The sequence below is a fragment of the Pseudoalteromonas rubra genome (genome assembly GCF_005886805.2).
GTDB lineage: Bacteria > Pseudomonadota > Gammaproteobacteria > Enterobacterales > Alteromonadaceae > Pseudoalteromonas > Pseudoalteromonas rubra_D.
Genome location: NZ_CP045430.1, coordinates 1,062,826 through 1,087,026, shown reverse-complemented (window position 1 = coordinate 1,087,026; position 24,201 = coordinate 1,062,826). Strand labels below are relative to the sequence as shown.

General features: G+C 48.2%; 23 protein-coding genes. 17 read left to right on the top strand and 6 right to left on the bottom strand.

The window, feature by feature from the left end:
* Nucleotides 1-30 precede the first annotated feature (30 nt).
* The gene (locus CWC22_RS23310) at nt 31-723 is read right to left on the bottom strand and encodes a pirin family protein (RefSeq protein ID WP_138537075.1); all 693 of its coding nucleotides are present in this window, start codon (nt 721-723) and stop codon (nt 31-33) included.
* A gap of 191 nt (nt 724-914) precedes the next feature.
* Here CWC22_RS23310 and CWC22_RS23305 point away from each other — a divergent pair, with 191 nt between their 5' ends.
* A complete protein-coding gene (locus CWC22_RS23305; protein WP_138537077.1) occupies nt 915-1,727 on the top strand; it encodes a hypothetical protein in 813 nt (270 codons plus the stop codon).
* A 162-nt stretch (nt 1,728-1,889) separates the two neighbouring features.
* On the top strand, nt 1,890-3,605 hold the full coding sequence (locus CWC22_RS23300) for a tetratricopeptide repeat protein (RefSeq protein WP_138537079.1): 1,716 nt from the start codon (nt 1,890-1,892) through the stop codon (nt 3,603-3,605).
* Nucleotides 3,606-3,889: 284 nt separating this feature from the next.
* On the opposite strand, the gene CWC22_RS23295 is transcribed toward CWC22_RS23300, so the two are convergent.
* Nucleotides 3,890-4,135: a hypothetical protein gene (locus CWC22_RS23295; protein WP_138537081.1), complete on the bottom strand. Its 246-nt coding sequence runs from the start codon at nt 4,133-4,135 to the stop codon at nt 3,890-3,892.
* A 382-nt stretch (nt 4,136-4,517) separates the two neighbouring features.
* Between CWC22_RS23295 and CWC22_RS23290 the strand changes: the two genes are divergently transcribed.
* The 9 genes from CWC22_RS23290 (at nt 4,518) to CWC22_RS23250 (ending at nt 15,497) form a co-directional block, all read left to right on the top strand.
* Nucleotides 4,518-5,126 carry a hypothetical protein gene (locus tag CWC22_RS23290; RefSeq protein ID WP_125560457.1) on the top strand — a complete coding sequence of 203 codons (609 nt, stop codon included), beginning with the start codon at nt 4,518-4,520 and terminating at the stop codon, nt 5,124-5,126.
* 1 nt (nt 5,127) lies between these two features.
* The gene (locus CWC22_RS23285) at nt 5,128-6,228 is read left to right on the top strand and encodes a glycosyltransferase (RefSeq protein ID WP_138537083.1); all 1,101 of its coding nucleotides are present in this window, start codon (nt 5,128-5,130) and stop codon (nt 6,226-6,228) included.
* Between the two features lie 17 nt (nt 6,229-6,245).
* Nucleotides 6,246-7,418, top strand: a complete 1,173-nt coding sequence (locus tag CWC22_RS23280) for a radical SAM protein (protein WP_138537085.1) — start codon at nt 6,246-6,248, stop codon at nt 7,416-7,418.
* Between the two features lie 8 nt (nt 7,419-7,426).
* On the top strand, nt 7,427-8,110 hold the full coding sequence (locus CWC22_RS23275) for a glycosyltransferase (protein ID WP_138537087.1): 684 nt from the start codon (nt 7,427-7,429) through the stop codon (nt 8,108-8,110).
* Nucleotides 8,107-9,729 (top strand): ATP-binding cassette domain-containing protein, encoded by a 1,623-nt coding sequence (locus CWC22_RS23270; RefSeq protein ID WP_171045008.1) that lies wholly within the window; start codon nt 8,107-8,109, stop codon nt 9,727-9,729. The genes CWC22_RS23275 and CWC22_RS23270 overlap by 4 nt, the downstream gene beginning before the upstream one ends.
* Before the next feature lie 10 nt (nt 9,730-9,739).
* Nucleotides 9,740-10,843: a glycosyltransferase gene (locus CWC22_RS23265; RefSeq protein WP_138537091.1), complete on the top strand. Its 1,104-nt coding sequence runs from the start codon at nt 9,740-9,742 to the stop codon at nt 10,841-10,843.
* Nucleotides 10,840-11,559: a DUF1796 family putative cysteine peptidase gene (locus tag CWC22_RS23260; protein WP_138537093.1), complete on the top strand. Its 720-nt coding sequence runs from the start codon at nt 10,840-10,842 to the stop codon at nt 11,557-11,559. Before CWC22_RS23265 ends, CWC22_RS23260 begins: the two co-directional genes overlap by 4 nt.
* Nucleotides 11,556-14,603: an amino acid adenylation domain-containing protein gene (locus CWC22_RS23255; RefSeq protein WP_138537095.1), complete on the top strand. Its 3,048-nt coding sequence runs from the start codon at nt 11,556-11,558 to the stop codon at nt 14,601-14,603. Before CWC22_RS23260 ends, CWC22_RS23255 begins: the two co-directional genes overlap by 4 nt.
* A gap of 84 nt (nt 14,604-14,687) precedes the next feature.
* Nucleotides 14,688-15,497: a substrate-binding periplasmic protein gene (locus CWC22_RS23250; protein ID WP_125560472.1), complete on the top strand. Its 810-nt coding sequence runs from the start codon at nt 14,688-14,690 to the stop codon at nt 15,495-15,497.
* Here the strand turns inward: CWC22_RS23250 and CWC22_RS23245 are convergent.
* Entirely contained in the window at nt 15,487-15,930 is a 444-nt protein-coding gene (locus CWC22_RS23245; RefSeq protein ID WP_125560474.1) for a GNAT family N-acetyltransferase, read from the bottom strand. The two genes, CWC22_RS23250 and CWC22_RS23245, sit on opposite strands and share 11 nt — an antisense overlap.
* A 314-nt stretch (nt 15,931-16,244) precedes the next feature.
* Between CWC22_RS23245 and CWC22_RS23240 the strand changes: the two genes are divergently transcribed.
* From CWC22_RS23240 to CWC22_RS23230, 3 genes are read left to right on the top strand one after another with little or no spacing between them, the layout of a single operon-like run.
* Nucleotides 16,245-16,565 carry a hypothetical protein gene (locus tag CWC22_RS23240; RefSeq protein WP_125560476.1) on the top strand — a complete coding sequence of 107 codons (321 nt, stop codon included), beginning with the start codon at nt 16,245-16,247 and terminating at the stop codon, nt 16,563-16,565.
* On the top strand, nt 16,555-16,809 hold the full coding sequence (locus tag CWC22_RS23235) for a hypothetical protein (protein WP_010384346.1): 255 nt from the start codon (nt 16,555-16,557) through the stop codon (nt 16,807-16,809). The genes CWC22_RS23240 and CWC22_RS23235 overlap by 11 nt, the downstream gene beginning before the upstream one ends.
* Before the next feature lie 8 nt (nt 16,810-16,817).
* The gene (locus tag CWC22_RS23230; RefSeq protein ID WP_138537097.1) at nt 16,818-18,401 is read left to right on the top strand and encodes a PepSY-associated TM helix domain-containing protein; all 1,584 of its coding nucleotides are present in this window, start codon (nt 16,818-16,820) and stop codon (nt 18,399-18,401) included.
* A gap of 95 nt (nt 18,402-18,496) precedes the next feature.
* Here CWC22_RS23230 and CWC22_RS23225 read toward each other — a convergent pair whose 3' ends face one another.
* Nucleotides 18,497-19,471 (bottom strand): hypothetical protein, encoded by a 975-nt coding sequence (locus CWC22_RS23225; protein ID WP_138537099.1) that lies wholly within the window; start codon nt 19,469-19,471, stop codon nt 18,497-18,499.
* Nucleotides 19,472-19,701: 230 nt separating this feature from the next.
* Here CWC22_RS23225 and CWC22_RS23220 point away from each other — a divergent pair, with 230 nt between their 5' ends.
* Entirely contained in the window at nt 19,702-20,115 is a 414-nt protein-coding gene (locus CWC22_RS23220; RefSeq protein ID WP_138537101.1) for a hypothetical protein, read from the top strand.
* Between the two features lie 53 nt (nt 20,116-20,168).
* Here the strand turns inward: CWC22_RS23220 and CWC22_RS23215 are convergent, their stop codons facing one another.
* Complete coding sequence (locus CWC22_RS23215) at nt 20,169-21,134, bottom strand: hypothetical protein (protein ID WP_138537103.1); 966 nt, start codon at nt 21,132-21,134, stop codon at nt 20,169-20,171.
* A 117-nt stretch (nt 21,135-21,251) separates the two neighbouring features.
* Complete coding sequence (locus CWC22_RS23210; protein ID WP_138537105.1) at nt 21,252-22,169, bottom strand: LysR family transcriptional regulator; 918 nt, start codon at nt 22,167-22,169, stop codon at nt 21,252-21,254.
* An 84-nt stretch (nt 22,170-22,253) separates the two neighbouring features.
* Between CWC22_RS23210 and CWC22_RS23205 the strand changes: the two genes are divergently transcribed.
* Together CWC22_RS23205 and CWC22_RS23200 are read left to right on the top strand one after the other, a co-directional pair.
* Nucleotides 22,254-23,336 carry an alpha/beta hydrolase gene (locus tag CWC22_RS23205; protein ID WP_171045009.1) on the top strand — a complete coding sequence of 361 codons (1,083 nt, stop codon included), beginning with the start codon at nt 22,254-22,256 and terminating at the stop codon, nt 23,334-23,336.
* Nucleotides 23,337-23,554: 218 nt separating this feature from the next.
* Complete coding sequence (locus CWC22_RS23200) at nt 23,555-24,184, top strand: LysE family translocator (RefSeq protein WP_138537109.1); 630 nt, start codon at nt 23,555-23,557, stop codon at nt 24,182-24,184.
* The last annotated feature ends 17 nt before the right edge of the window (nt 24,185-24,201 follow it).

Sequence of the window (24,201 nt, the reverse complement as noted above, 5' to 3'; positions counted from 1 at the left end):
ACCCTAAGGGATCATGCCCAAGAGCGCAACTCAATCTGGTGGCAATTCAAACCACAGTGCTTCGAGTGGGGTCATTGCGGTTAGCTCAATAGACTCTTCTTCTGTGAGGCCTACTGCATCGCCTGCATTAAGGTGCGTTTGCGTGGATTGAGCTGCGCCCTTTATGAGGTGCAGATAACCCCAGCTTCCTGGTGCGTTCAGGGTCACAGTCTCGCCAGAAGATAACTGCAAACGATAAAGCCTGGCATCCTGATGGATGACCAATGAGTCGCGCTGTCCATCCGGGGTCACAAGTGGCGTAAGAGGACCTTTTTGGTGAATCGTAGCTTGTGTATAATTGGGGTTGAGCCCCTTTTTGTTAGGCCTGATCCAGATCTGTAAAAAGCGGGTTGGCTCAGTCGCAAAATAGTTGTACTCGGAATGTGTGATCCCGGTACCAGCGCTCATCAGCTGAATATCTCCGGCTGGAATAATGTGATGATTGCCTTTACTGTCTTTGTGTTCCAGCGCACCTTGCATAACGTAAGAAATGATCTCCATATCCCGGTGCCCATGGGTATCGAATCCCTTACCAGGCGCCACTGTATCGTCATTGATAACGCGTAGTACGGAAAATCCCATATGTTTAGGGTCGTAGTAATGACCAAATGAAAAGGTATGCTGGCTTTGCAACCAGCCCAGATTAACCAGGCCCCGCTCTGAGCCGCGACGAATTAATGGCATAGCAGTGATGCTCCTAAACTGTGATAACCCTACTTTACTGCTCTATCATGGAGAACAAAATGCGCGAATATCGCACCTACCATTCTGTAAAAAAGAATGGTTGCGTAGTATTGCAAAGCGCGCGCTTTTAAGCCCATATGCTAGAGTTATACAGCCAAATGCAATCTGTTAACCCATTTTCAGGAAGTGTTATGTCGTCATTAAATCAGTTTATTCCATCGCCTGTGATTGCCGTTGCGTCGGCCTACCAAACACACCTTGGCGATATCGATGTATTTATCTGTTTTGCGCAAATAGACGATGACAATCAACTCCTGCTCCAGCTCAGGGAAACTCATGCATTGCAGGTTGGAGATTTGGTCACGGTACATCTGGATAATCGCACCGGTGTTAGCGAATATGACGCTGAGTTGAGTGTTTATCGTTTATCTTATAAAGGCCGGGTAACTGCACTCAATGAGACAGAGAGAACCGTTTCTCCAATTGAGTATCAGGTTTATTATGGGATTTCGGTGGAACTGGAATATCGAGCGCCGGAGTATGAGTTCCCTGACGATCCGCGTGTGCAAACGCCATTGCCATGCACGCCGTTAACGGCAACGCCTGTAATGGATGATGAGGAACACGACAACAAAGTCGGGGTACTGATCACTAAAGCGCAATCACAACCACACACCACAGTGATGGCGTTTTTATCCAGCACCGATGATGATGTCTTTTTTATCACTTTGCCACAAACCTTTAAATCCAGCCTGATGAAGCGTGATAATCAGTGCTATTTTGCCATCGACAATCGTGCCAGTTTTACCTTTGAAAACTATGTAGAGTGGAATTACTCCATAATCGCAGGAAAGGTGCATCAGATAGCAAGTGACAGCGCCTTGTTCAATGAGGTGAGAGAATTGTTTATCTCTAAAAACCCCTGGGAAGTGGGGTTTTTCAGTCATCCGGACATTGAAATGTATCACCTGAAAGCTGAAAAGGTAGTGTGTCCTAAGCGATAGCGTTGTCAGATACTGACTGAATCTTGTTTATCTGAGAAGAAGTTTGTTTTTGTCTCGCATCTGATTAGACAATGCCTCTATGAGACTGATCCAGATCACTTTCAGGGGTCGCACTTTCGCGTTACAATTTGTCCAGTTATAAAAATATTTATAAAAATTAACATGGACAGAGAAACATCAACAGTGCAAGTATGGGCTTTAAAAGGCTTCCTTGACGAATTAAAGCGTATTAACAACACCATGGAAGATCGGCGTTTTGTGTTTATACTGGGCGCTGGTGCGTCGATCCAGTCTGGTGTTAAAGGCGCAGCCCCCCTGGCAAGGGAGTGGATGCAAATGCTGTTTCATCGGGTGGTATCGCCCGAGACTGACTTTGACAGCTGGCTTAAGTTGAACCCGCTGGAAATCGATAACTGGCAGCCTGATAACCTGGCTGGTCATTATCCCGAGATATTTGCTCGTTGTTTTTCTGGCGATCATGAGGCCGGCTTCGCAGAGCTGGAAAAGGCCATTGAAGCTGGTAGTCCGAGTTTTGGTTATGCCGTACTAGCCTGGATAATGACCAAAACCAGCCACAACATGGTGATCACCACCAATTTCGATAATCTGGTCGCCGACTCTTTGTATATTTACGGTCGTCGCTCTCCTCATGTGATTGGTCACGAAACCCTAGCTGGGTATCTGAAGCCACTGGCACGACGCCCTATGGTGGCCAAAATTCACCGTGACTTGTTTACCGACCCCATCAATGATCCAGATGGCACCGGGCAGCTGAAAAAGCCCTGGGAAGATGCCCTGAGGAATATCTTCAAATTCTATACCCCCATTTTTATTGGCTATGGCGGTAACGACGGTAGTCTGATGAACTTTTTATCTGATTTATCTTCCAGGGACATCAGTGGCAGACCGTTTTGGTGCTATTACGAACCAGGCGGACAACCAAATGGCGACATCGCTGCGCTGATGCAAAAGCATAACGGCGTGCTGATCCCCACCCCTGAATGGGATCAGCTGATGCTGGATATCGGTAATCTCTGGGGTTATAAGCATGATGATCAGTTAAAAGACCTGGAGCGCTACACCGAAGATATGAAGCAAACGCTTCAGGAGCAGGTACTGAACACCTCTCGTGAGGGGGGAGAAGAGATCAAAACGAAGCTATTGCCTAAGCCTAAGAAAGAGCAGGATAAAAGCTGGTTGGATTGGTCTTTAGAGGCTGAGGGTAAGTGGACCGTTGAAGATAAAGTGGAACACTATAAGCTGGCAATTGAGGCATTGCCTGAGTCAGCGGAGCTGCACTTCAATTATGCTTATTGGTTATTCGACATTGGTCATGCGGAGAGTGCGAAACAGCACTATAAAATAGCGATAGACATTGACCCGGATGATTTCGCTGCTCAAAGCAACTATGCATCAGTATTAGAATCTTCTGGGGAAACCGAGAAAGCTGAAATTCACTATAAAAAGGCACTGGCGTTACGTCCTGGGGATGTGAACGCGACGTATAACTATGCGAATATGTTATCAGGTCTTGAGCGATACGAAGAGGCAGAAATTTATTATAAAAAAGCGCTGGCTCTTAAACCTGATGACACTAAGGCGATGAACAATTATGCTTGCTTGCTGATTGACCTAAAGCGCTTAGAAGAAGCTGAAAGCCTGGTAAACAGAGCATTGGATTTATCGCCTGAGCACCCTGTATTTGTTGAGACTAAGTCAGAGTTATTGTTTGCACAAGAAAAATACCAAGATGCGCTAAACACGATAGAGAGAGCACTGGAGTTGGATCCGGGAAGCCAGCAAGCTAAAGACATTAAAGCGCAGATCGAGCAAGAGATTAAACGCGGTAAAAAAGGCGCTTCGCGCAGAAAAAAATGAAAGGCACAGCGTGGCTGTGTGTTAAGCAGATGCCGGCTCAGGGCTGATATAACCAAGGGGATTTGGCATGAACCTAGTGTGTATGTGCTCAGCCCAGTTAGATGTTTGGAACAGTCAGCAGCCTTTTAAAATGTCTTACTATCGAATACAACTCCAACCCTTTTCATCCGTTATCCCGTGCTCGATACGGGATCTTGTTTTAGGCGACTCCGTTGATGATGTATTGCGTGGTCTCACCTTCGCCCTTCCTCCCTCCACTATTGCACGATAGTTGTCCCAAAAAGTCACGGTCGCACAGTCAAAGTAATCCCTAAGCCACAATCAAGCGTGATAGGTGTGTCGATGGGCGCTGACTCAGATGTTATCTCGCCGACAGAAAAACGCTCTGCGTCCGTGTTTTGTTCATAAGCGCTGCAGGCATAAATGACATACCAGTGTGCGCCTTCGTGCCACAGTGCAGAGATAGTCGCCTGAAATGTTCTCTGTCCAACTTCGCCACTGAATGTGGTCGCCTCTTCTGATAACGTCAATCTGCCTCCTGGCCATTCAACGACCTTTGACGGGGGGGATACACATGCCATTAAAGACAAAATGAGTGGTATCAGCAGGTAAAATCGTGGCTTGATTATCGGCATGATTGGCCTCTTTTGTTGCACAAGTTCCGGTTAAGATGACACAGAAAAACGTGCTTTTCCAGCTCGGAAATAAGGTGGGATTTAGAGACTGTTGTTAAGCAAAAAAGACCATGTTAATGGCTTTGAAATGGGCTGTTTTATCATCAGTTAGAATAACCATTGCTCAGCCTTCATTGGGCTCTCGTAACCATTCATCACTTTTCCATAAGCGATTTTATCCAATACTTATAATAACTTGCAGCCCATCAATGCAAAGCAACAAAATGGGTGGCCGGATATGGAACAGCAATTTAAAGATCGCAGAGCAGAACTTTTGGTACAAAAAATGCGCCGTACCGAGCGCTTTATGCGCCATCAGCAACTCGAAAAGACAGCGGTGTCATTTGGTGATGAACAGCTTGAGTTTATCGAGCATGCAATGGTAGATGGACTGAACGAAGACACCATACGCACCATTGAATTTCATCGGCGTTGTCTGGCGGCGGGGATAGACAATGGTCGTCACTACTGGTGCTTTAAACAAGGCGAACAGCTGGTTGGCATGTCCGGTTATCATTATCGCTTATGGGACCCAAAAAGCATTGTCTGGGGAGGCTGGTTTGTAGCCGATCAGCATGTCTCACCTCTGGTCAAAATGGCAATGTTGCTGGATACCCTAAAGGTCTTGTTGGAAGAAACCAACTATGAGGAGCTGTACATTGAGGTGTTTGCCGACACCACGCAGTCCAATATTCTCAATATCTATCATTCTTTGCAGTTTACCTCTTTGGGTCGTTTCGAAAGCTTCTATGGTCCGCAACAGGATATGGTGGTGATGAAACTGGAGTTGGCTGAAGTAAGAGCTTTATGGCTCAACACCACGCGTCCACTTGAGCGGGTTCAGTAGCATGCTCCTGTTATATGTGGAGTCTGGCGCGGGGTCACGAGCACTGGCAGAGGCTCTGGCGAGCGGTTTTCGCAAACAAGGCAAAACCGTTGAGCTGTTGTCAGTGTCCGATCTGTTGCCACAGTGGCTCTCCGACTTGCTGTTTGGTCAGTATTATCAGTGGTGCATGTCGGGCAAACAACATCACAGTAAGTTATATGCAAGCCGCTGGTTTTATCCGTTTCTCTACCGACTATTACCGTTGTGGCTGGCGCTTAAAGGCAATGAAAAGCTGGAAGAAGCGAAAGCGGTGATCCGTCGCCATAACCAGGTGGTTGCCTGTAGTTATTACGGTGCATTTTTCGCCCGTTATTTTGCCAGACTGGCTGGGCACAAGGTCGAAGTCAGTGGCGTGCTGGGTGATTATCAAATCTCTAATGGCTGGCGGACGCCGTTAACTCAGTTGTTTGTTTCTCATCAGTACAGTCATCCTGTGTTGGACTGGCATCGCGCCAGAGGGACCGACATATTGCCCCTGGGTATCCCGACTGAGGTAGCCTCAGACTTAACGGTGACAGACCAAAACACCGCGAAGAAGAAAGAGGCTACTCTGAACATTTTACTCTGCGGCGGTGGCTGGGGGTTGGGCATTTCGGCTTCAACAGTGGCTTTGTTATTGGCTCAGAACCCCTCTGGTTCGGTGACGGTCATTTGCGGCCAGAATGAGGCTTTACACCAGCTGCTAGGAGCACGTTTTAGTCAAGAAATTGCCCAACATCAGTTGCAACTGGCCGGGTTCGTGTCGGATATGCAGCCCTACTATGCCCAGGCGGACATCATAATTACGAAAGCAGGCGGCCTGACTCTGACCGAAGCGGCCCTGGCCAATACCTGTCTGATCATTCATGGCGCTTTACCCGGGCAAGAGCAACACAATCGAGCGGTGTTTGTCGCTCAGGGCGCAGCACTGAACGCGCGCAATGATCAGCAGCTCAGTGACTTGCTCAACCAAATACAGACATCGGCATCACTGCGCAGCCAGACCATCATGAAGGCTGCTACTTTAGTGAACGCCAATGCATCAAACCAGATTTGTCATCATTTACTCGCAAGTAGCAAATAATATTGTAGGAGTCGATTATGTGGACTAAGAAAGCCACGCAACTGGCGGTCAGCGAATTACCGCAGGCACATCAGAATTTTATGGCCAGAAACCCAGGGTTTACCGCCCATCATCAGGCCAGCACCGAGCGAGTGGCTAACGCCCTCAGACGCTATGCCGCGAGCGGAAAAATCGAAGCAGATAATATCTGTAAGCTGGTCATTAAAATGACCAGCAGCTGTAATTTGCGCTGTGAGCAGTGTTTTCAGTGGCGTGAAACAGGCTTTCACCATGGCCTGGATCCTACGGCCATCCCTTATGAGCAAAGTGGTCATTTATTTGATTTTGTCGAGCGTCAGCGCTGTGACATCATACTGACCGGGGGAGAGCCCACTTTACACCCTGACTTTCCAAAGTTTCTCAGCCGTCTGGCTGAAGCCGGGTGCTTTATTTATATCTGTACCAATGGCCTGATGATTAAGCGCCACTTTGAGGTATTGAGTAAGTATCACGATCAGCTGGCCTTTTTGATTTCCATCGACGGCCCAAAAGACATCCATGACTCGATCCGGGGTAAAGGCACCTACAACAAAACCATGGCCGGTATTAAATTGCTGGCTGACGGTAAAAAAGAGGGTAAACAGTGGCTGATCGGGGTAGAGAATACCATGATGGCTAAGAATCTGGACCGGGCGACTGAGTTACTTAATGAGTGCGAACAGGCCGGTGTTGACTGGATGATCTACAACCACCTGTGGGTCGTGGACATGATGGCGCGCAGCGAGTACCACCGCTTTTGTGAAGACTTCGACACTGTGCCTAATTCCTATACCGGGTTTGATATGGGGGATTTTCGCCCGGATTACATTGAACACGTCATCGACACTATAGATACATTGCGTGCCTATCCGGCACAGATCCCCGTGTTGTTCGGGCCGGATTATGATGCGGATGAAATCCGTCAGTACTATCGCGGCAAAATGCCAGCACGGCCACATTATCTCAAAATGGGTGTGAAACTGGATGTTGATATTGGTGGCAAGCTGGTGATGACCAAGCAGTTCCCTGATCTGGTATTTGGTAATGTGCTTGATACCCCAATTGAGGAGCTCATTGCTTCTGAGCCATACCAGCGTGCAGCAAAGACGATGCGTGAGCAAAGTCTAAAGGTGCTCAACGCGTGTCCCGATGCACATAACTTTTTGCTCTAGAGGTGCGCATGTTGTCCGTGATCTTGCCTGCTCATAATGAAGCAAAAACTTTAGCAGTTACTTTGCCGTTACTGGTTGAACAGTTGCCTCTGGATGCTGAGCTGATCGTGGTCTGTGATACCTGTTCGGATGCAACCGTGCAGGTGGCGCGGGCCTATACTGAGCAGGTATTTACTATTTCCGCAGGCAGTGCCGCTGCAGCGCGTAATTATGGCGCTGCACAGGCAAATGGCAACATGCTGCTGTTTCTTGATGCTGATACCGTGTGTAGTGCGCAATTACCAGCGCAGATTGCTCAGTTTGCCAAGGACAGTCACAGAGCTGTGTATGGTACGGCGCCACTGAAGAGCGACAGTGGTCACTGGCTCGGTCGTTTTGTCGCGACGGATATCAATCGTTTTAACCAGCGTCACCAGAGCATGGGCGGCAATTGTTTTGTGTCGGCTGACTTGTTTGAAACCGTTGGTGGCTTTAATACACGTTTATTACGTGGCGAAGACACCGATCTGGGCGTGCGTTGCCAGCGTGAGGGTGGGCATTATGTGTGGCTTAGTCAAAGTCATTTTGTTCATAACGAGCGAAAGTTCCGTACTCATGGTTACCTGCGGTATTACGGCTCGTTGTTACTCGGTGGCGTTTTATGGCAGCTTTCACCGCGCTTGTATGCCCGCAGTCTGGGAGGACAGGCATGATAGAAAAATGCAGAGCTCTATGGCAGGTGCTGTCGCTCAAACTGGTTTTATTGAGCAGCTTAAGCGCCTGCACCACCATTTTGATCCTACATACCTTCACCATGGCACTGCAACTGGATAGTAGTAATTCGGCCAGCCTGGCTCAGGGCGCTATCTGGTTCTCAATGGCTTTCATTGGCTTTGTGGTGGTGCAGCTGACCTTTCAGCGCAGCGTGATCCGACTGACTGAAACCACCATCAAGACCGTGCGGTTGGATATTCTGGATGCGGTGCGCCATGCGCGATTGCAGATGATCGAGCAATTTGGCCAGGAGCGGATCCTCTCGGCGATTGCTTATGATGCCAACACACTCAGCCAGCTTAATCAGTTCGTCGCGTTAAGTGTGGGCCACTTATTTACCGTGATTGCGGCACTGATTTACATGTTTGTGATTGCGCCTATGGGGGCATTACTTGCACTGGGTCTGATAGCGCTTGCAGTGACGGCCTATTGCTTACGCTTTGCCCGCATTCATCAGGGATATGAACGTGCGCGAGAGGCTGAGGACAGCTTCTTTACGCATTTGCATGATCTGTTGATGGGGATCCGGGAAGTGAAGCAAAATGCTGTGCGCAATGACTCGCTGTATCAGGAACACCTGACCCGGGATGCGACTGCAGTCCAGCACAATAAAATCATGGCGGAATGTCGTTTTGCGCATAATCAGCTGATGTTGATGGCCGCACTTTATCTATTGGCTGCGGTGGCGGTATTTGTTGCGCCGCTGTGGTTTGCCTTATCGCCCCAGCAGAGTATCAGCTTTGTGATCATCACTTTGTTTATGGTGAGCCCGTTCCACAGCAGTATGGAGTTATTTCGGGTGCTTAGTCAGCTCCAGGTTTCGCAACAAAAGCTGGCTGAAATCAAACAACTGGCCTGCGAAGCCGGGGAGCAGAGCATTGTGCCATCAGACGTGTCGTTTTCGCATCGGCTGACGCTCCACAAGTTGATGTTTGAGTACCAGCAAGGGTTTACCGTGGGACCTGTTAATCTGGAGGTTAATCAGGGAGATATCGTGTTTATATCTGGCGGTAATGGCTCCGGTAAAACCACCTTTATGCGCTTACTCAGTGGCTTGTATACGCCGCGAAGTGGCCAGATCTGGCTTGATAATACCCAGTTGGATGATGCTCAGTTATTGGCTTATCGCCAGCTGTTTTCCGGTATCTCGGCGGACAGTGTGGTGTTTACTGATCGCTATGGTCAGCCGATGCATGAAGCGTCGATCAATCAATGGCTGGACAAGCTGGCGTTGAGCGACAAAGTGCAGTTTCGTGACGGCCGCTTTACCAATACCCGCTTGTCGACGGGCCAGATGAAGCGCCTGGCCCTGGTGCAGGCTTTGATGGAAGAGCGTCCTATTCTGGTGTTGGACGAATTTGCCGCCAACATCGACCCCGAAAGTCGTCAGGTGTTTTACCGTCAGTGGTTACCGACATTGAAGGCCATGGGCAAAACCCTGTTCGTGATCACCCATGATGAGGCGTACTTTGATTGTTGTGACTGCCATTACCTGATGCGTGATGGTCAGCTTCATCCCTATCCGGCACAGTCGTTGTCGCTGGTTAAATCCCACTAAGGAGCTTGCTATGAAAGATTATCAGTTAACCTGGTTGGCACCAAGGGTGACAACGCAAACGACAGCAATATTGGTGCCGTTTTATAATGAAGCAGGTGATAAAACACACTTTGCTGAGCGACTGGCTTACTTTGATGGGCTGGCAGCCCGTCATCCCGAACTTGATATTATCCTCATTGATGACGGCTCTACCGATCAACCCTTCTCGGCCAACACAGAGCAGCTAACACATCTTAGCCTCAGCCGGGTGATGCCAAATGGTCAAAAGATTGGGGCGCTTTACACTGTGATCCAAGCTTTGTCTCATCAGTACATCATTTTCACCGACTTTGATACTGAGCTTCAGGGTCTGGATAACCTGCCTGATATACATAATAAGTTAGCGACGGACGCCACTGCAATGGGTTGCTATTTCAGTATGCGCCCCACAGCCGGTAACACGCCCGCGGTGCAGTTTCAGATGCTGGAATATGCGCTGGAGCGAGCGAGTTATCAATTCAGTAAGAATGAGGGCAGTGTGCCTATTATGCCGGGTGCGGGCTGTTTGTATAAGCGGCCAGTCATAGAGGATCTGTTGTCCCGGCACAGCGGGCTGCGCAGCGGTGAAGACAGAGAAACGTGTTTGCTGGGTCTGGAGCTGGGCTATACGGTATTTTATGCACCTCAGATTGAGGCGCTGACACAGCCGCCGCAAACCTTCGGTGCTTTACTGCATCAACGTCGGCGCTGGTCGCAGGGGTTTGTAGAGGTCGCGCTGCATAAAGCGGCGTTTTATCGCAATCAGATGGCAGAGAAAACCGTATTAGGACTGCGCCATCGGATCGATATGATTTCAGTGAGCATTTTTTTATTAATGCCGCTGATATTACTGATGGCATTTCTTATCAGCAGTACTGTCGGCATGGCCCTGGTTCTGGCGTGGACGGCACTGGGCTTTGTTGAAACCTTTTGGCTGTACAGCAAAGCCAGCGATGAATTTCGTACCATCCCCCACCATAAGCTGAAGTTGTGTCTGATCCCATTTGCACGCGTGCTGCTGGAAGTGCCAACCTGGTGGCGGGTGATAGGACGAGTCTGTCTGAACAAACTACAAGGTAAAGGAGCGTGCGCATGAGCAGTTACTTTGTAGCCCAAACCGGCAACCCGTTTATTGCGGGTCAGTATAGCCGAGTACATAGTCTGGGTATGGATTGCCGGCCTCGTCATTTGACTCGTCAGCTGGAGCTGGGCTGTCGACGCGGACCATTTGACTGGATCGGTGGTCGTTCTGTTGCCGATCTCGATAAGGCACTGCAAACGCGGTGCAAAGAGGTACTCTTACTGGAGAACCTAGAACCTTATGAACCTGATTGCAAAGAGTACCGAAAGTACGCTGATCGCTCAGCGGGATATCTTTCTGCCCATGACTTTGCGATAGAAAATCATGATCTGGTGCACGAGTATCCCGCATTTCGTGAGAAGTTTGATGGCATTTGCAATCGTTTCTTTTCTGAACTGGCTGAGCTTGACAGTGTGCTGTTCTTTTTAAGTGTGGCAATGGAAGAAAATGCCGACTGGCAATTTGAAACCCCGGATGAGATCCTGGCTAACACGCTGAAATTAAAAACGACGCTTGAGCAAGTGTGCCCAAATGCTCAGGTCGCTCTGCTGGTGGCCACCTTTCATGACGAGTTGGTTGAACAGAGCCGGCCTGGGCTGGCGTTTACCCGTAAATACACCTTTGATAATGATGAGCCCTGGATGGAAGGTCAGGAGCTGATACATTGGAGCAATATGCTGGTCGGTGTCAATGGCTTTAGCGGGCTGGCAGCCCACAGGGAGTCGGCATGAAATCAGCCACTGTTGCCGACATGGTCACTAATATTCTTAATCAGCCCATTCAGGCTGTGGCACTTCAGGGCGATAACTGGACCTGCAATTATGGCGAACTGCGCGGGCAAGTGATGGGATGTGTTAAGCAGCTGCGCGACTCGGGAATTCAGTCTGATGAGTGTGTCGCTGTGTATGGCGATGATCCGCGCTTAAGTGCTGTGGGGATAATCAGCGCGTTGTTGCTTGGCTGTCCTTTTGTCTGTCTGGACGTGCATTTTCCCGCTACGCGCAAACAGCATATGTTGGCTCGCAGCCAGGCGCGCGTTGTACTTTATAGTCAGAACGATCCTTGTTTGGGTGGTACAGGTTGTAGAGTCGAGCTGGATTGTGCTTTGGCCGATGATGTATTGGCGGCTTGTGACGTATCGACAGGCAATCAGGATGAGGCTAGGCGCGTTGCTTATCACGTGTATACCTCTGGCAGCACAGGCAAGCCAAAAGGCATCGCGATTTCACGCCACAGCCTGGCTCAGCAGATCCAGGCTGCTCAGCAACAATACCAGCTGACACCGGGCAATCGTGCCTTATGTATTTTATCCAGCTCAACAGACGCCTTTTTGCAGCAATTATTGATGTTTCTGTCAGCCGGAGCTTGTGTGTGTTTTACACAAGGTTCGGTGCTTGACCCAGCCGAGTTTGCAAAAGTCTGCATCTCGCAGGCAATTACCCATATTGATGTGCCCCCCAGCTTGATGGCGAACTTTTTGGCAGATCCCAAAGCCCGTGACTGGCTGTCGAGCATGCACCTGAGTACGGTGATCCTCGGCGGTGAAGAGTTCAGTCACAACATAGTGCGTCAATGGGACAGGCTTAATTTGTTTGAACACATTGCGTTATATAACGAATATGGCCCATCTGAAGCCACAGTGACCTCCTGCTTACATCAGGTAACCCGGGCAGATTTAAAGCGCAGCCGGGTGCCCATTGGGAGGCCTTCGGCGGGTAGTATTTTGCTGATTGTGGACGAGCAGGGCAGACCGGCAAAACAAGGTGAGTTGCTGATCGGTGGTGAGGGAGTGGCCCTGGAATATCTGGCAGAGCCGCAAAAAACAGCACAGCAGTTTATTTCTATGGCGCGCCTTGGCAAGACGCAGCGATTCTATCGCAGTGGCGATCTAGTGTGCCGGGATGAGCAGGGGCTGATCACCTATCTTGGGCGGCTGGACAATCAGGTTAACCTGCTTGGCCATCGGATTGAGTTAGAAGGTATTGAAGCCGTGTTGGATCAGTACCCGGGCATCCGCAGTTCGGCGGTATTATGTGTTGGCACTCAGCTGATCGCTTTTATAGCGGGCGACCTCAATGATGCAGATACGACCGCGCTGCGCAAAATGCTAAGCGAGGCATTACCTGCCTACATGTTGCCAGCACAGTTTTTTTATTATACGCAGCTGCCAACCACCGCGATTGGTAAAATTGATAAGCCAGCTTTAAAGCGCGTTGCTGAACTTAGATTAGAGCAACGCGAACAGGTGGCGACCTTGCCAGAGTTAGTCGCACAGAGTCTGAATGTGCCCTTGGCTTATCTCAATAGTAACAAGGGCTACAAGGCACAGGGAGGTGACTCACTGAAAGCGCTGACGTTACAAACCCGTGCCAGACAACATGGCTGGTCAGTATCGTTAAGCCAGTTGCTCAGCGATGTACCTCTGGCCCGGTTAACGTCTTCTTCGGCTCGCACCTCATTACGTTTTGAGCCAGCGTTGCTTAACTTTGCTCTGCCTAATAAGCTGGCCATGATCCATATCGATGGGATTGAGCGCTGGCAGGTATGTACTATGTTGTTCACTCAACAACAGCTGAGCTGTGAAAAAGTCCATCAGGTTGTGCGTATATTACTGCTGAAATACCCGGCTTTAAGGCTGCGCTTTGACCCAATAAACATGACGCAGCGTGTGAGTAAAGGGGCTTTACACTTGAGTGCTGAGCTCACGGTAGCGAGCTTTGATGATTTTAAACAGCAAGCCCGGGCGGCATTTAAAGCTTGTTTGGCTGAGTCTTCATTATCAGAGCAATTGGTGACCATTGCTAGTTATCGCAGTCGTTATGGACACATAGTCGCCCTGGGGATCAGCCACTTATTGGTGGATGATATCAGTTTGCAAGTACTCAGTAGCGACCTCGAAAGCCTGCTGAACGCCCCCAAACACTTCGACAGACAGCGAGACTGGGCGCTATTGCATTGGCAGCGGCAATGTCACAATGCGGTCATGGCGGGCCATTTTAATGCCGATCTTAGCTACTGGCGGGAAGCGTTGAACACACGTGGTGCATTTTGTCAGGAAGCGGAACGTAAACTCGTAAAGCTTCATAACAACAAGCCTATCTATAGCCAGGTACAATTAGCCACCCCACAGCAGCTAGCTTTGTTATTACCGCGCTTAGCCCGTCAGGGCACATCACTACAAGCGGTGTTGTTTGCTGCCTTGGCACACAGTTACTATCAATGTAGCGGTGACAGTGCCGTTGCTGTCGGACTGGAAAACAATGGCAGACAGCCTTTCACAGGCAGTGGCAGCGGGATCTCGGTGGAAGTGGGGCAGGCAGTGGGCTGGTTTGCTCACAGTGCGCCGTTGCTGCTGCATGCGGGTGAGGAACCAGATTCACAATTGGCACTGACGCAAGCGGATTTAGCCAGATACCCGGTGGGTGGGCACAGTTATGGCTGGCTAAGTATGTTTAGCACGGATGAGGCATTCAAAACGCTGGTGCAAACCCAGGCACCCAGAGTGTCGGTTGCTTTTGCAGATCTGGGTGATTTGCCGGAGCAGCAGTTGTTTGCTCAGCCAAGGTTTGGTCTGAGCGGGCAGGATTGGCTGACAGACGAGCAGGTATTTGCTTTTGAACAGCGTTATCACTGGTTACAGGTTCGTTTTGTTCGCGATCAAGATGTTGGTCTGGTCGTTGAGTTAAACAGTGATGCCGACCTTGTCAGCGAGCTTTGGCTGGACAGTTTATCCGGGTTGATAGCGAGGTGCTTTGACCAGAATTGTTGCGAGTGACAGACTATTTTACTCCGGCAACTGGCGGAAAAAGTGCCTGATATGTTATAAGCTTAGGTACCTGTTTCAGTAGGTAGGGTAAAAGTGCAATTAGGTCGAGACTACTTAACATTCATATTTGTCAGCCTGCTATGCTTAAGTGCATTTAGTACAGCGGCACAGACCTGTGCGCAAACTGTTACAGTCAGTGCCAGCGACAACTGGCCACCCTATTCCTATCGGGTAGATGAGCAATATCACGGACTGGATATTGAGATCCTCGAGCTGGTCCTGAAAAGTGCCAATTTATGTTGGCGCTATGTATCATTCCCCTCATCCAGCCGGACTTTTGAAGAATTTAAAAAAGGTAAAGTCGATGTGATTTTTGCAGCCAGCTTTACCCAGGAGCGACGCCGGTTTTCGGAGTTCAGCTTGCCGTATCGGGATGAGGTGATGCAGTTATTTCGTCACGTTGATAACCCTTTGAGTCCGCAAAGTGCATTTGCGCCTACCTTAAGCTTTTTGACCAAGTCTATCGTGGCCGTGAATCGCGGCAGTGTCTATGGTGATGCCTTTTCACGCATAGTTCAGCAGTGCCCGGATTGTGTGGTGGACATTAACCTGGCCACAGAGCGTTTTGACTTGTTGGTCAAAAAGCGTGTCGACTATGCGGTGGAAGATTTGTTCACCGGTATTTATTTAATTAACCGTGACCCCTACAAGGCGCATGTGAGGGCAAGCCGTTTGACCGTACATAAAAACCCCGCGCATTATATGATCCGGCCAGGCCTGTTCAGTGAGCAACAATTGCAGCAATTCAACCTGGCTATTGTGCGCAATCAGGCGGCGATTGACGGGTTGATAGATTTACATTTTCAGCGCCTGTTATCCGGTTCTGTGCAAACTAAGCAGTAAGCGTGCACTGTGCGGGTCGGCGCATATGGTATTCAAATTCGTCTTCATCGTAAGTTTTGAAGCCCAGTGAGAAATACAAATGACGGGCCGGGTTGTGTTTGAGCACAGTCAGGAAAAACGGGTTCTCGGGATATTGTTCAAACATGTGCCTGAGTGTGTTGCGTCCCAGCCCTTGCTTTTGATATTGCGGATCAATTTGTAACTGCATCACCTCCACTTGCTTGTCTCGCAGTCGGAATTTGAGGGTTCCGACCCTCACCTGATCAATGATCAGCAAATGAGAATGAGCATAGTCTTCCTCAAGCCGGCACAGATGCGCCTCGTCACTGAGAAAAACCCCTTCCCGTTCCAGATGTTCCACCATAGTTTGCAGACGTAGGTTTAACAGATAGGGTTTGTCGGTATCGCAAGCTTGCTTTAGTTCAATATGCATTGTCCTTTCCTTGTTCTGTTTGTGGTTATTTCGTCAGAGTGCGTGGATATGCAGCAATACTTTATGTATCGGCTAGTGAGGACTCTGTTCTTGCAGCCCTGAATTCATCTAATCCCAAAGCGACAGGGGTTGCAAGCGGAAATTGTTTAAAGAAACAAAACTTTAATGAATCTGATTAGCCTTGACTGGGGCATACAGATATAGACCGAATAGGGGTAATCTGCGCGCTTGAGCGACTATATTTTGTGCTTTGTAGTTGAATGTCTGGTTTTAAAACCGTACCATAATTGCAAATGATAACGATTAGTATAAATATGAGTTTTATTGCAATTATCCCGCTTTGGCTGGCCGCACTGAGTTTGTACCTCGGCAGCCAGCGACAAATTATCATCACGCGTGCATTACCCAAACCTTTGGCTGGGTTTGGCGCTATGTCTTTATTTTTACTTGGTATTGTAACTTTTAGCTTTGATTACCCTTGGGTTTCGTCGATGTTGGCGGCCCTGGTGGTGTTTATGCTGAGTTTGTTTACGGTGACGATTAGCTCGGGTTATTCCAGAGGGCGCACCTTGTCGATTACGGGAGGCGTGTGTTTGTTTAGCCTGCTTTTTGGGGGAGCAAGCTATGTGGCCTAAAACACTATCGGGTTTGTTCATTGGCCTGTTCTTATCCATCTCTGTGGTGCTTAACCTGAATTTACTGTTGCCGTTTTCAGAGGGAACCCGCCTCTTAATTGGCCTTATTCTGGCGTTTCCCATTTGGGCAGCGGCGCTGGTATGGGCCTATTCATTTCCTTCGGCCTGGAAGTCTTTCAGGGCCTTGATGTTGGCGCTGGTGCCATCCGTTTTACTTAATACTGCCCTGATGGTGCTGAGGTAAATAAGACAATGAATAATCAAACCCTTAAATCACTGACCAATGCGCACGCCTGGGTCGGTCTGATCATTTCTACCGTCTTGTTTGTGGTGTTTTTTGCCGGTGCTATTACTTTGTTTAAGGACAATATCACCAGCTGGGAGCGCACTCCTTTGTTGGTTGATGCTGCGCATAACACTGAGCATCCGGCGTTTGATAAAGCCATAGCCACCATTGAGAAAAATTATCAGGTGGATATGCATGGTGGCATGTTTATGTATGCCCCTGACCAGCACAACCCGTTTATTGAGGCCCGATTTGAGAGCGAGCTGGATCAGCCAGATCCGATCACAGGTGAAGACCATCTTCATCAGGCCTTGTTACTGGACGCTATTACAGGAGAAATTGTAGCCAGCAGCGATACGCATAACTATGCGCACTTCCTGTACAAAATGCACTATGACCTGGGGCTGGGACGCGCAGGCTTATATTTTGTTGGCCTGGTTACCCTGTTCTTTTTTGTGGCGATCCTGAGTGGCATTGTGATCCACTGGCGCAAACTGTTCAGCAAGTTCTTTCAGTATCGAAAAGAGGGCAATAAAGATAAGTGGCTTGATGCACATAACCTGATAGGTACTATGGGCTTGCCGATGCATCTTATGTATGCATTTACAGGCCTGGTATTTAATCTGGTGATTATTTACCAGATCTCCTACGCGGTGATTTTGTATCAGGGCAATCAGGAAGCCTTGCTGGATGCGGCCGGGTTCGATCAGCCTCACCTGGAAGAAGTCGATAAGCGTATGGCCATGACAGGCGTCGATGACATGTATCGTCGAGCTATGGCTACTATGGGCGATGTCACTATACAAAGGATCAGCATTGAGCACTTTGGTGATGAGAATGCGATTTTGGTGTTTGCAGCGACCAGTAACGAAGATTTCTCTTTGTGGCGCGAAGTACGCTATCTGATGAGTAGTCAGGAGCAAATCTATCTGACTATGGACAACTATGACAATGCCGTGCGTGGCGGATTGTCGACCATTGCCAGCCTGCATTTCGGTGATTTTGCTGGCTATGGTATGCGCCTGGCGTTTTTCTTGTTTGGTCTGGCGACTGCCTATGTGATCATCACAGGTAACCTGATGTGGATTGCCAAACGCGCTAAACAACGAAATCAGAGCCAGCGTAGCCTCAACTTTGTAAGGCGTTTAACCTCAGGGAGCTTTATTGGCGTTGTGGCGGCTACTGCGGCAGGGTTCGCACTGGCACGAGCGCTGCCGGTTGAGTATCTGGGGCGGACTGAGTTGATTGAACGAAGTTTCTACCTTATCTGGGTTATCAGTATTGTGGTGTCACAGCTTATGAGTAATCAAAAGCTGTTTTGTAAGGCGTTGCTGAGTGCGTCTGCTGCGCTGTTTGCAATGACGGCTATCAGCGACTGGACCTTGTTCTACAGTACGTCGAGTTTGCTCGACGGTGCTGCACTGCGGGATGTTTTGCTAGTTGATACTATGCTGCTGCTATTGGCGGCCATTTGTATGGCCGCAACGAAACGCGTGTATGCGCAGGAAGTGAAGGCACAGCCAATTGGCGCTGAGCCCATAACCTCTTAGGTATAACATCCATGATGAGAAGGCGCTGTGAACAGCGCCTTTTTTGTCAGATAATAGGCGTGTGTTCGTTAATTCATATCCTCTACGAATATGGGTTATTCTTCACAATCCATTGTTGGGCAATTATCCGGGCCCAATGGGTTTTTTCTGCGCTTGCTTTCTAAATGGATTTCCAGCGTGTCAGAGAATTTAACTTTAATAGACGCCGAGTGTTGGCGATTGATTAGCGAGTTACCAGAAACGGAAATTCGTACTGACTGACCGCTGATAATTTGCCGTATGGCATCTTTGGCCTTCACACCCAGGTCTTCGCCGCCGTGGACAAATTCACCGCTAGGGATAGCTTGGTCTAGTGAGAAAATGGTGCGAGAACCAGTGAGTTTATCGTTGTTTATGGCTTGCTTGATCGATTTGGCGATTTCTGATTCAACGTAACGATTAATCAGGGTAGACAAAACTGGAATACTGATCCCCAGAAAACGGGTTTCGAAGTCAATATTCAGGTTGACTGGGGTGACTCGGATGTTGCTGACAACACCATTGGTTGGATTGTAGTCGGCAGTTGCCCAGATCTCTGGTGAGTTGATACGTCCATATGCCTTAAAAATGAAAGAGGGCGTTCTTTTAAGTGTAATCTTTGCTTTGGATTTAATACCAACCCCACCCACTTTCGCTAAGATCCGGCCGTTTGATTCCTTAAGTTCAAAATTCATCGCCCCTATCAGGCTGGTATTTACATAGTCGAGATCAAAGCTGCCATTTAGGTTAGAGTCGACGCTTTGATAAACTTTTTGTTTAATTGCTTCTGACAGTTCTTTGCGCCGTGAGGACGTATTAGCCAGTATTCTTCTGATTTTTTTGTCTCTGTCCAGAACACATTTTTTAAATCCTTTATAAGAGACAGATGCACTCACCCGGGTAACGTAGTCGTTACTGTTATATTGTTCAAAGAGTTCATTAAAGTCGCATTCCCCGGTCTCATTGAATGCCGCAGAAGCTGTACCTGGTGCAAAACCCCAGCTTAATATTGCTGCCAATGTCAGGATCTTAACTTTTGATATAAGACTCATTTCTATTTCCTTTTGTATTCAATTTGGGTGCTAATGTATTTCTTTTTGTTTATTGTGTCAATTTAATGTCAATAAATTGTTCTTTTGGTGTTTTTTTATTGCTTTCTTATTTTTTCTAGAATTGGAGAAGCTAACTGTCCGATGCGACGGTAGCAGAGTCCTAAGCAATAGGAGGCATCAAGCGCCAAAGCAGGCCACACAAAATGTTTAGCTGTTATCGTGAATCGCGTATGAAAAATGTCATTTTGATCAACGCCAGCACCAATGAATCTCGCTGGCTGTTTGACTCAGTGGATCAGCTTATCTATCGCTTTGATACCCTGGAGCAAGAAGGCGCTCGGCTGAGTGAGCAAAATCAGGCGATTTTCTACGAGCTTATCAATGAAGACAGCAATGCGGATCAGCAGCTGGATTACAATGATGAATTCATTTTTGCTTTGAGTCGTCTTGATGGCTCCGGCTACACCGAAATCATCAGTGGTTACAGCGATCTGATAACACAGGCTGTAAATAAACAGGGCAACTTACTGATAGTGTATCGTCGACAGGAGCAGGTTTTCAGTGCTTTGATCGATTTGCGTGACTTTGAGCTACTTGATAAACGCGCCTTACCTAAAGTGGGTGATCAAGTAAGCACGCGTTGAGTATTGAGATATGAGGCACTGACAGAGGTGCCTCAGAATACTTTTTAAATTTTTTAGTGGCAAGTGACCGGGCATTTATCAGGGCCCAGCGGGTTCTTTCTGCGTTGACTATCTAACTGTATTTCCAGCGTGTCAGAGAGCTTAACGTTTAAAGAAGCTGAATGCGTTGTGTAGCCCAGTGAATTACCCGAGACCGAAATACGGACGGACTGACCACTGATGATGTGACGAATAGCATCCTTTGCCTTCACACCCAAATCTTCACCACCATAGAAAAATTCACCGCTTGGGATCGCTTTATCCAAAGAGAAAATAGTGCGAGAACCGGTTAACTTATCACTGTTAATGGCGGCATATGCCATGCTCGATAGCTTGGACTCAACAAAGTTGTCTATCAGGTTTGACAGGCCAGGGATGCTGATCCCCAAAAAGCGCGTTTCAAAGTCAATGTTCAGGTTGACCGGATTCACTCTGATGTTACTCACTTCACCACTGAAGGCATTGTAGTCTGCGGTTGCCCAGATTTCAGGGGAGTTGATCCTGCCATAGGCTTTGAAAATAAACGACGGGGTGTTTTTTAAGGTTATTTTTGCGGTAGAACTGATACCGACACCACCCACTTTTGCTAAGATACGACCGCCTGATTCACGCAGCTCAAATACCATAGGACCATTGAGGTTGGTGTTAACATAGTCAAGGTCAAAGCTGCCATTCAGGTTAGCGTCGACGCTCTGATAAATCTTTTGGCGGATGTCTGCCTCAAGTGCATTTCTGCGCGCAGAGGTTTTTGCCAGCACAGATTTCACATAGTTGTTTCTGTCCAGCGCACAACCCTGATAGCCTTTGTAAGAAACAGATGCGCTAACCCGGGTCACATAATCGTCCCGATTGTGTTGCTCAAATAAGCTGTAGAAATCACACTCGCCAATATTGTTGTTGATAGCGGCTGATGCCATACCGGGCACAAAACCAGTGCTTAAAACCGCTGCAAGTGTCAATGCTTTTACTTTTGTGATCATTTTTCATTTCCTTTGTGTTTTAATTTCAGGTAACAAGCTATCTATTTTTGTTATTAAATGTCAAAGGAATAAATATTAATTTTTAACTAAATTAAATCCAGATCATCTTTTTTCAGCTTAACGCGCAGGAGGAGTCACATCGTTTAGCTCTTCTTTTAGCAAACGTAGCAGTGCTCTGAGCCCTGGGTGTCGCTCTAAGTCACGACAATATAGGTAGTAATCTACGCTGGGCAAGGTTTGTTTTATTGGTATGAAATCAATGTGCCTGCTGTCTGATTCAGATAATGACGCCGGTACGATTGCAAAGCCAACCTGGTTAGCAACCAGAGCCAGTGTGGCGGATTTGGTTTTGACTTGCTGGACCAGTTTGGGACGCACATGTGCGATGGCAAAGGCCTGATTAATTTCATCATACAATTCAGGATGTAAATCGCGTGGATAGCTAATATAGGGTTTCCTGGCCAGTGCTGACAGACACAGTTCTGATGTGGTGAATTGCCATGCTCGCGGCACTGCCAGTACATAGGGCTCTTTTTTGAGAAGATACAAATGCTCATCCGACAGGGCATGCTGATGCAGTCTGATAATTGCGGCATCCAGCAACTGGGCGTGACATTGTGAGATTAGCTGTTGGGTGGTGCCTTCTTCCAGGTCAATCAGATAATCCGGATGCTGTTGGTGAAATAGCGCAATACGGGGCGCAATTAACACATCGATTGCCAGGCCGATGGCACCTAAGCGCAAAGGGAGTAGCTCACCTGACTGCTCAGCCCCCAGGTAACGCATTAACGCATAATGACTTTCCAGTACCTGATCTGCATGTTGGATCAGTCGTTCGCCTCTGCGTGTCAATGAGACCTGGCGTGTTGAGCGTTCAAAAACGGTAAATCCAAGTTGTTGTTCAATTTTCTTGATCTGCTGGCTTAACGGGGGCTGGGCCATGTTTAGTCGGCGGGCTGCTTTGCTGAAGCTGAGTTCCTGGGCCACGGTAACCAGATAGCGGAGTTTTCGAAGGTCGAGCCAATCTATATTCATTAGATATAAATAAAGGTGATTTATATATTGGATAAAACAATATGCTTTGGGTAACTTAGATGCAAATAACAAAAAGGAATAATGATGATGCAGAGACTATTAACCGCATTGCTGACATGTGCAGCCCTCGTCAGTGCAGCCGTTCAGGCAAAGTTGGTACAACACCCCTATTATTCGCAAGCCATTGAAGGCAGTTATATCGGCACTGACCCTAACCGAACTATCAGCGTCTATCTGCCTAAAGACTATGACACCAGCAAAAAAAATTATCCGGTATTGTATTTTCTGGGGGCATATAACTGGCCCGATCGATTTGCTCAGAGCCTGGCTAAGCGCTTTGATACATTCATACAAAATGGGCACAGTATGGACTTTATTGTTGTTATGCTAGACGGGGATACCCCTCTGCGTGGCAGTTTCTACGTTAATTCAAAAGCACACGGTAATTTTGAAGACTTTGTGATGAAAGAAGCCTTGCCTTTTGTTGCTGCGAACTACCGGACCAGCAAGCAACCCGGAGACACTGCCATTGCTGGATTCTCTATGGGTGGAACAGGCGCATTGCGTTTTGCTGCCAAATATCCGCAACACTTCAACCATGTTTATGCCATGAGCCCAGGTCTGTTTTCAGAGCAGGGCATGCAAGACTCCTACCTGGCTGATGAGAAAGCGGTGGCAGGTTATAAGCTGTTTCGTCAGCAACTGGCAAAAGCAGCCGACCCCGCGGCATTTATGGCAAGTGCATTTGCCGATTATCAGGGGTTAAAACTCTGGCAACAAGGGGTCGATCACTCTAATCTGGCACTGGTGCTTGCTTATGGCAGTGCGTTTGCAGGCACACAAAGTGATGCGTTTGGCCCCCATTATACTGAGCTTGAGAGCAGCAGAGACGCCTGGCAAGGCGGGTTTGGTGAGTTGCTCAGACTATACACAAACCCACATGTCCTGAGTAAGTTGCAAACTGTACATGTAGAGGTGGGTAATAAAGATGAATACCGTTGGATCTCAGACGGCAGTATGCGCCTTGGTGAACTGAGCCGGGCCAGCAATAGCAAGGTACAGGTAGAAGTGTTTGAAGGCGACCACAGTAGCCGTTTTGGTGAGCGCATCAGCGAGCGAGTGCTGCCACATTTTGCGACCGTATTTAGTAAACGTACTGAGCTGTAAACAAGCTATGGGCGCGCTCGCTCAAAACTCTGGGCGAGTTTTTCTCGCGCGTAAATTTTAGCGTTAGCGAATTACAAAATTTATATTGCCCGTTTATCTAGACACTGAATATGCGCTAGGTAAATGAACATACTCAAGCTTGGCTGCACACAGCTACTTGTCTATTTACACAGAGATCTGTAAAAAAGGATTAAATAACAAAAAAGGAAACGCTCAATATGGAATATCTCTACGCAATCATCCTCTTTGCGATTTCGTCCTCTGTTACACCTGGCCCTAACAACATTATGGTCATGACCTCTGGCGTAAACTTTGGCGTAAAAAAGAGTCTGCCTTTGTTGAGCGGTATATGCATTGGTTTTGCCTTTATGCTGCTGTTAGTTGGGCTTGGTTTTTCTCGCTTGTTTGAATGGTTTCCCGCGCTACATATGATCATCAAATGTGCGGGCGTGCTGTATTTGCTGTATCTGGCCTGGTTGATTGCGCGTTCAGCCGAGAACCAGGAGACGGACAGCCAGGGAGAGCCGCTCTCATTTTTGAAAGGCGCTTTGTTTCAATGGATCAATGGTAAAGCCTGGGTGGTGGCGACAGGCGCGATTGCCGCCTTTACCTCTGTGGGTGGTGGCGTTGATACTCAGACTATGCTGATTGCTACCACTTTTTTATTGGTGTCCTTTCCTTGTGTTGGTGTCTGGTTGTTGTTTGGCTCGCTGCTAAAAACCTGGCTGAACAGTACCGCCAGTCGTCAGCGCTTTAATCTGGCGATGGCGGGACTCCTGGTGATCTCTGTATTACCGGTCTTAAAGGAAATAGTGGTACAGTTATCGGGAACGAAGACCACGCTTTGACCGAATGTAGTGTAAAG

Coding starts and splice junctions, on each gene's coding strand:
- CWC22_RS23275 (WP_138537087.1), top strand. CDS start 7,427: ATGTTGTCCGTGATCTTGCCTGCTCATAATGAAGCAAAAACTTTAGCA.
- CWC22_RS23240 (WP_125560476.1), top strand. CDS start 16,245: ATGAGTTTTATTGCAATTATCCCGCTTTGGCTGGCCGCACTGAGTTTG.
- CWC22_RS23200 (WP_138537109.1), top strand. CDS start 23,555: ATGGAATATCTCTACGCAATCATCCTCTTTGCGATTTCGTCCTCTGTT.
- CWC22_RS23310 (WP_138537075.1), bottom strand. CDS start 723: ATGCCATTAATTCGTCGCGGCTCAGAGCGGGGCCTGGTTAATCTGGGC.
- CWC22_RS23270 (WP_171045008.1), top strand. CDS start 8,107: ATGATAGAAAAATGCAGAGCTCTATGGCAGGTGCTGTCGCTCAAACTG.
- CWC22_RS23300 (WP_138537079.1), top strand. CDS start 1,890: ATGGACAGAGAAACATCAACAGTGCAAGTATGGGCTTTAAAAGGCTTC.
- CWC22_RS23280 (WP_138537085.1), top strand. CDS start 6,246: ATGTGGACTAAGAAAGCCACGCAACTGGCGGTCAGCGAATTACCGCAG.
- CWC22_RS23235 (WP_010384346.1), top strand. CDS start 16,555: ATGTGGCCTAAAACACTATCGGGTTTGTTCATTGGCCTGTTCTTATCC.
- CWC22_RS23245 (WP_125560474.1), bottom strand. CDS start 15,930: ATGCATATTGAACTAAAGCAAGCTTGCGATACCGACAAACCCTATCTG.
- CWC22_RS23265 (WP_138537091.1), top strand. CDS start 9,740: ATGAAAGATTATCAGTTAACCTGGTTGGCACCAAGGGTGACAACGCAA.
- CWC22_RS23220 (WP_138537101.1), top strand. CDS start 19,702: ATGAAAAATGTCATTTTGATCAACGCCAGCACCAATGAATCTCGCTGG.
- CWC22_RS23210 (WP_138537105.1), bottom strand. CDS start 22,169: ATGAATATAGATTGGCTCGACCTTCGAAAACTCCGCTATCTGGTTACC.
- CWC22_RS23305 (WP_138537077.1), top strand. CDS start 915: ATGTCGTCATTAAATCAGTTTATTCCATCGCCTGTGATTGCCGTTGCG.
- CWC22_RS23290 (WP_125560457.1), top strand. CDS start 4,518: ATGGAACAGCAATTTAAAGATCGCAGAGCAGAACTTTTGGTACAAAAA.
- CWC22_RS23230 (WP_138537097.1), top strand. CDS start 16,818: ATGAATAATCAAACCCTTAAATCACTGACCAATGCGCACGCCTGGGTC.
- CWC22_RS23285 (WP_138537083.1), top strand. CDS start 5,128: ATGCTCCTGTTATATGTGGAGTCTGGCGCGGGGTCACGAGCACTGGCA.
- CWC22_RS23255 (WP_138537095.1), top strand. CDS start 11,556: ATGAAATCAGCCACTGTTGCCGACATGGTCACTAATATTCTTAATCAG.
- CWC22_RS23205 (WP_171045009.1), top strand. CDS start 22,254: ATGATGCAGAGACTATTAACCGCATTGCTGACATGTGCAGCCCTCGTC.
- CWC22_RS23225 (WP_138537099.1), bottom strand. CDS start 19,471: ATGAGTCTTATATCAAAAGTTAAGATCCTGACATTGGCAGCAATATTA.
- CWC22_RS23215 (WP_138537103.1), bottom strand. CDS start 21,134: ATGATCACAAAAGTAAAAGCATTGACACTTGCAGCGGTTTTAAGCACT.
- CWC22_RS23260 (WP_138537093.1), top strand. CDS start 10,840: ATGAGCAGTTACTTTGTAGCCCAAACCGGCAACCCGTTTATTGCGGGT.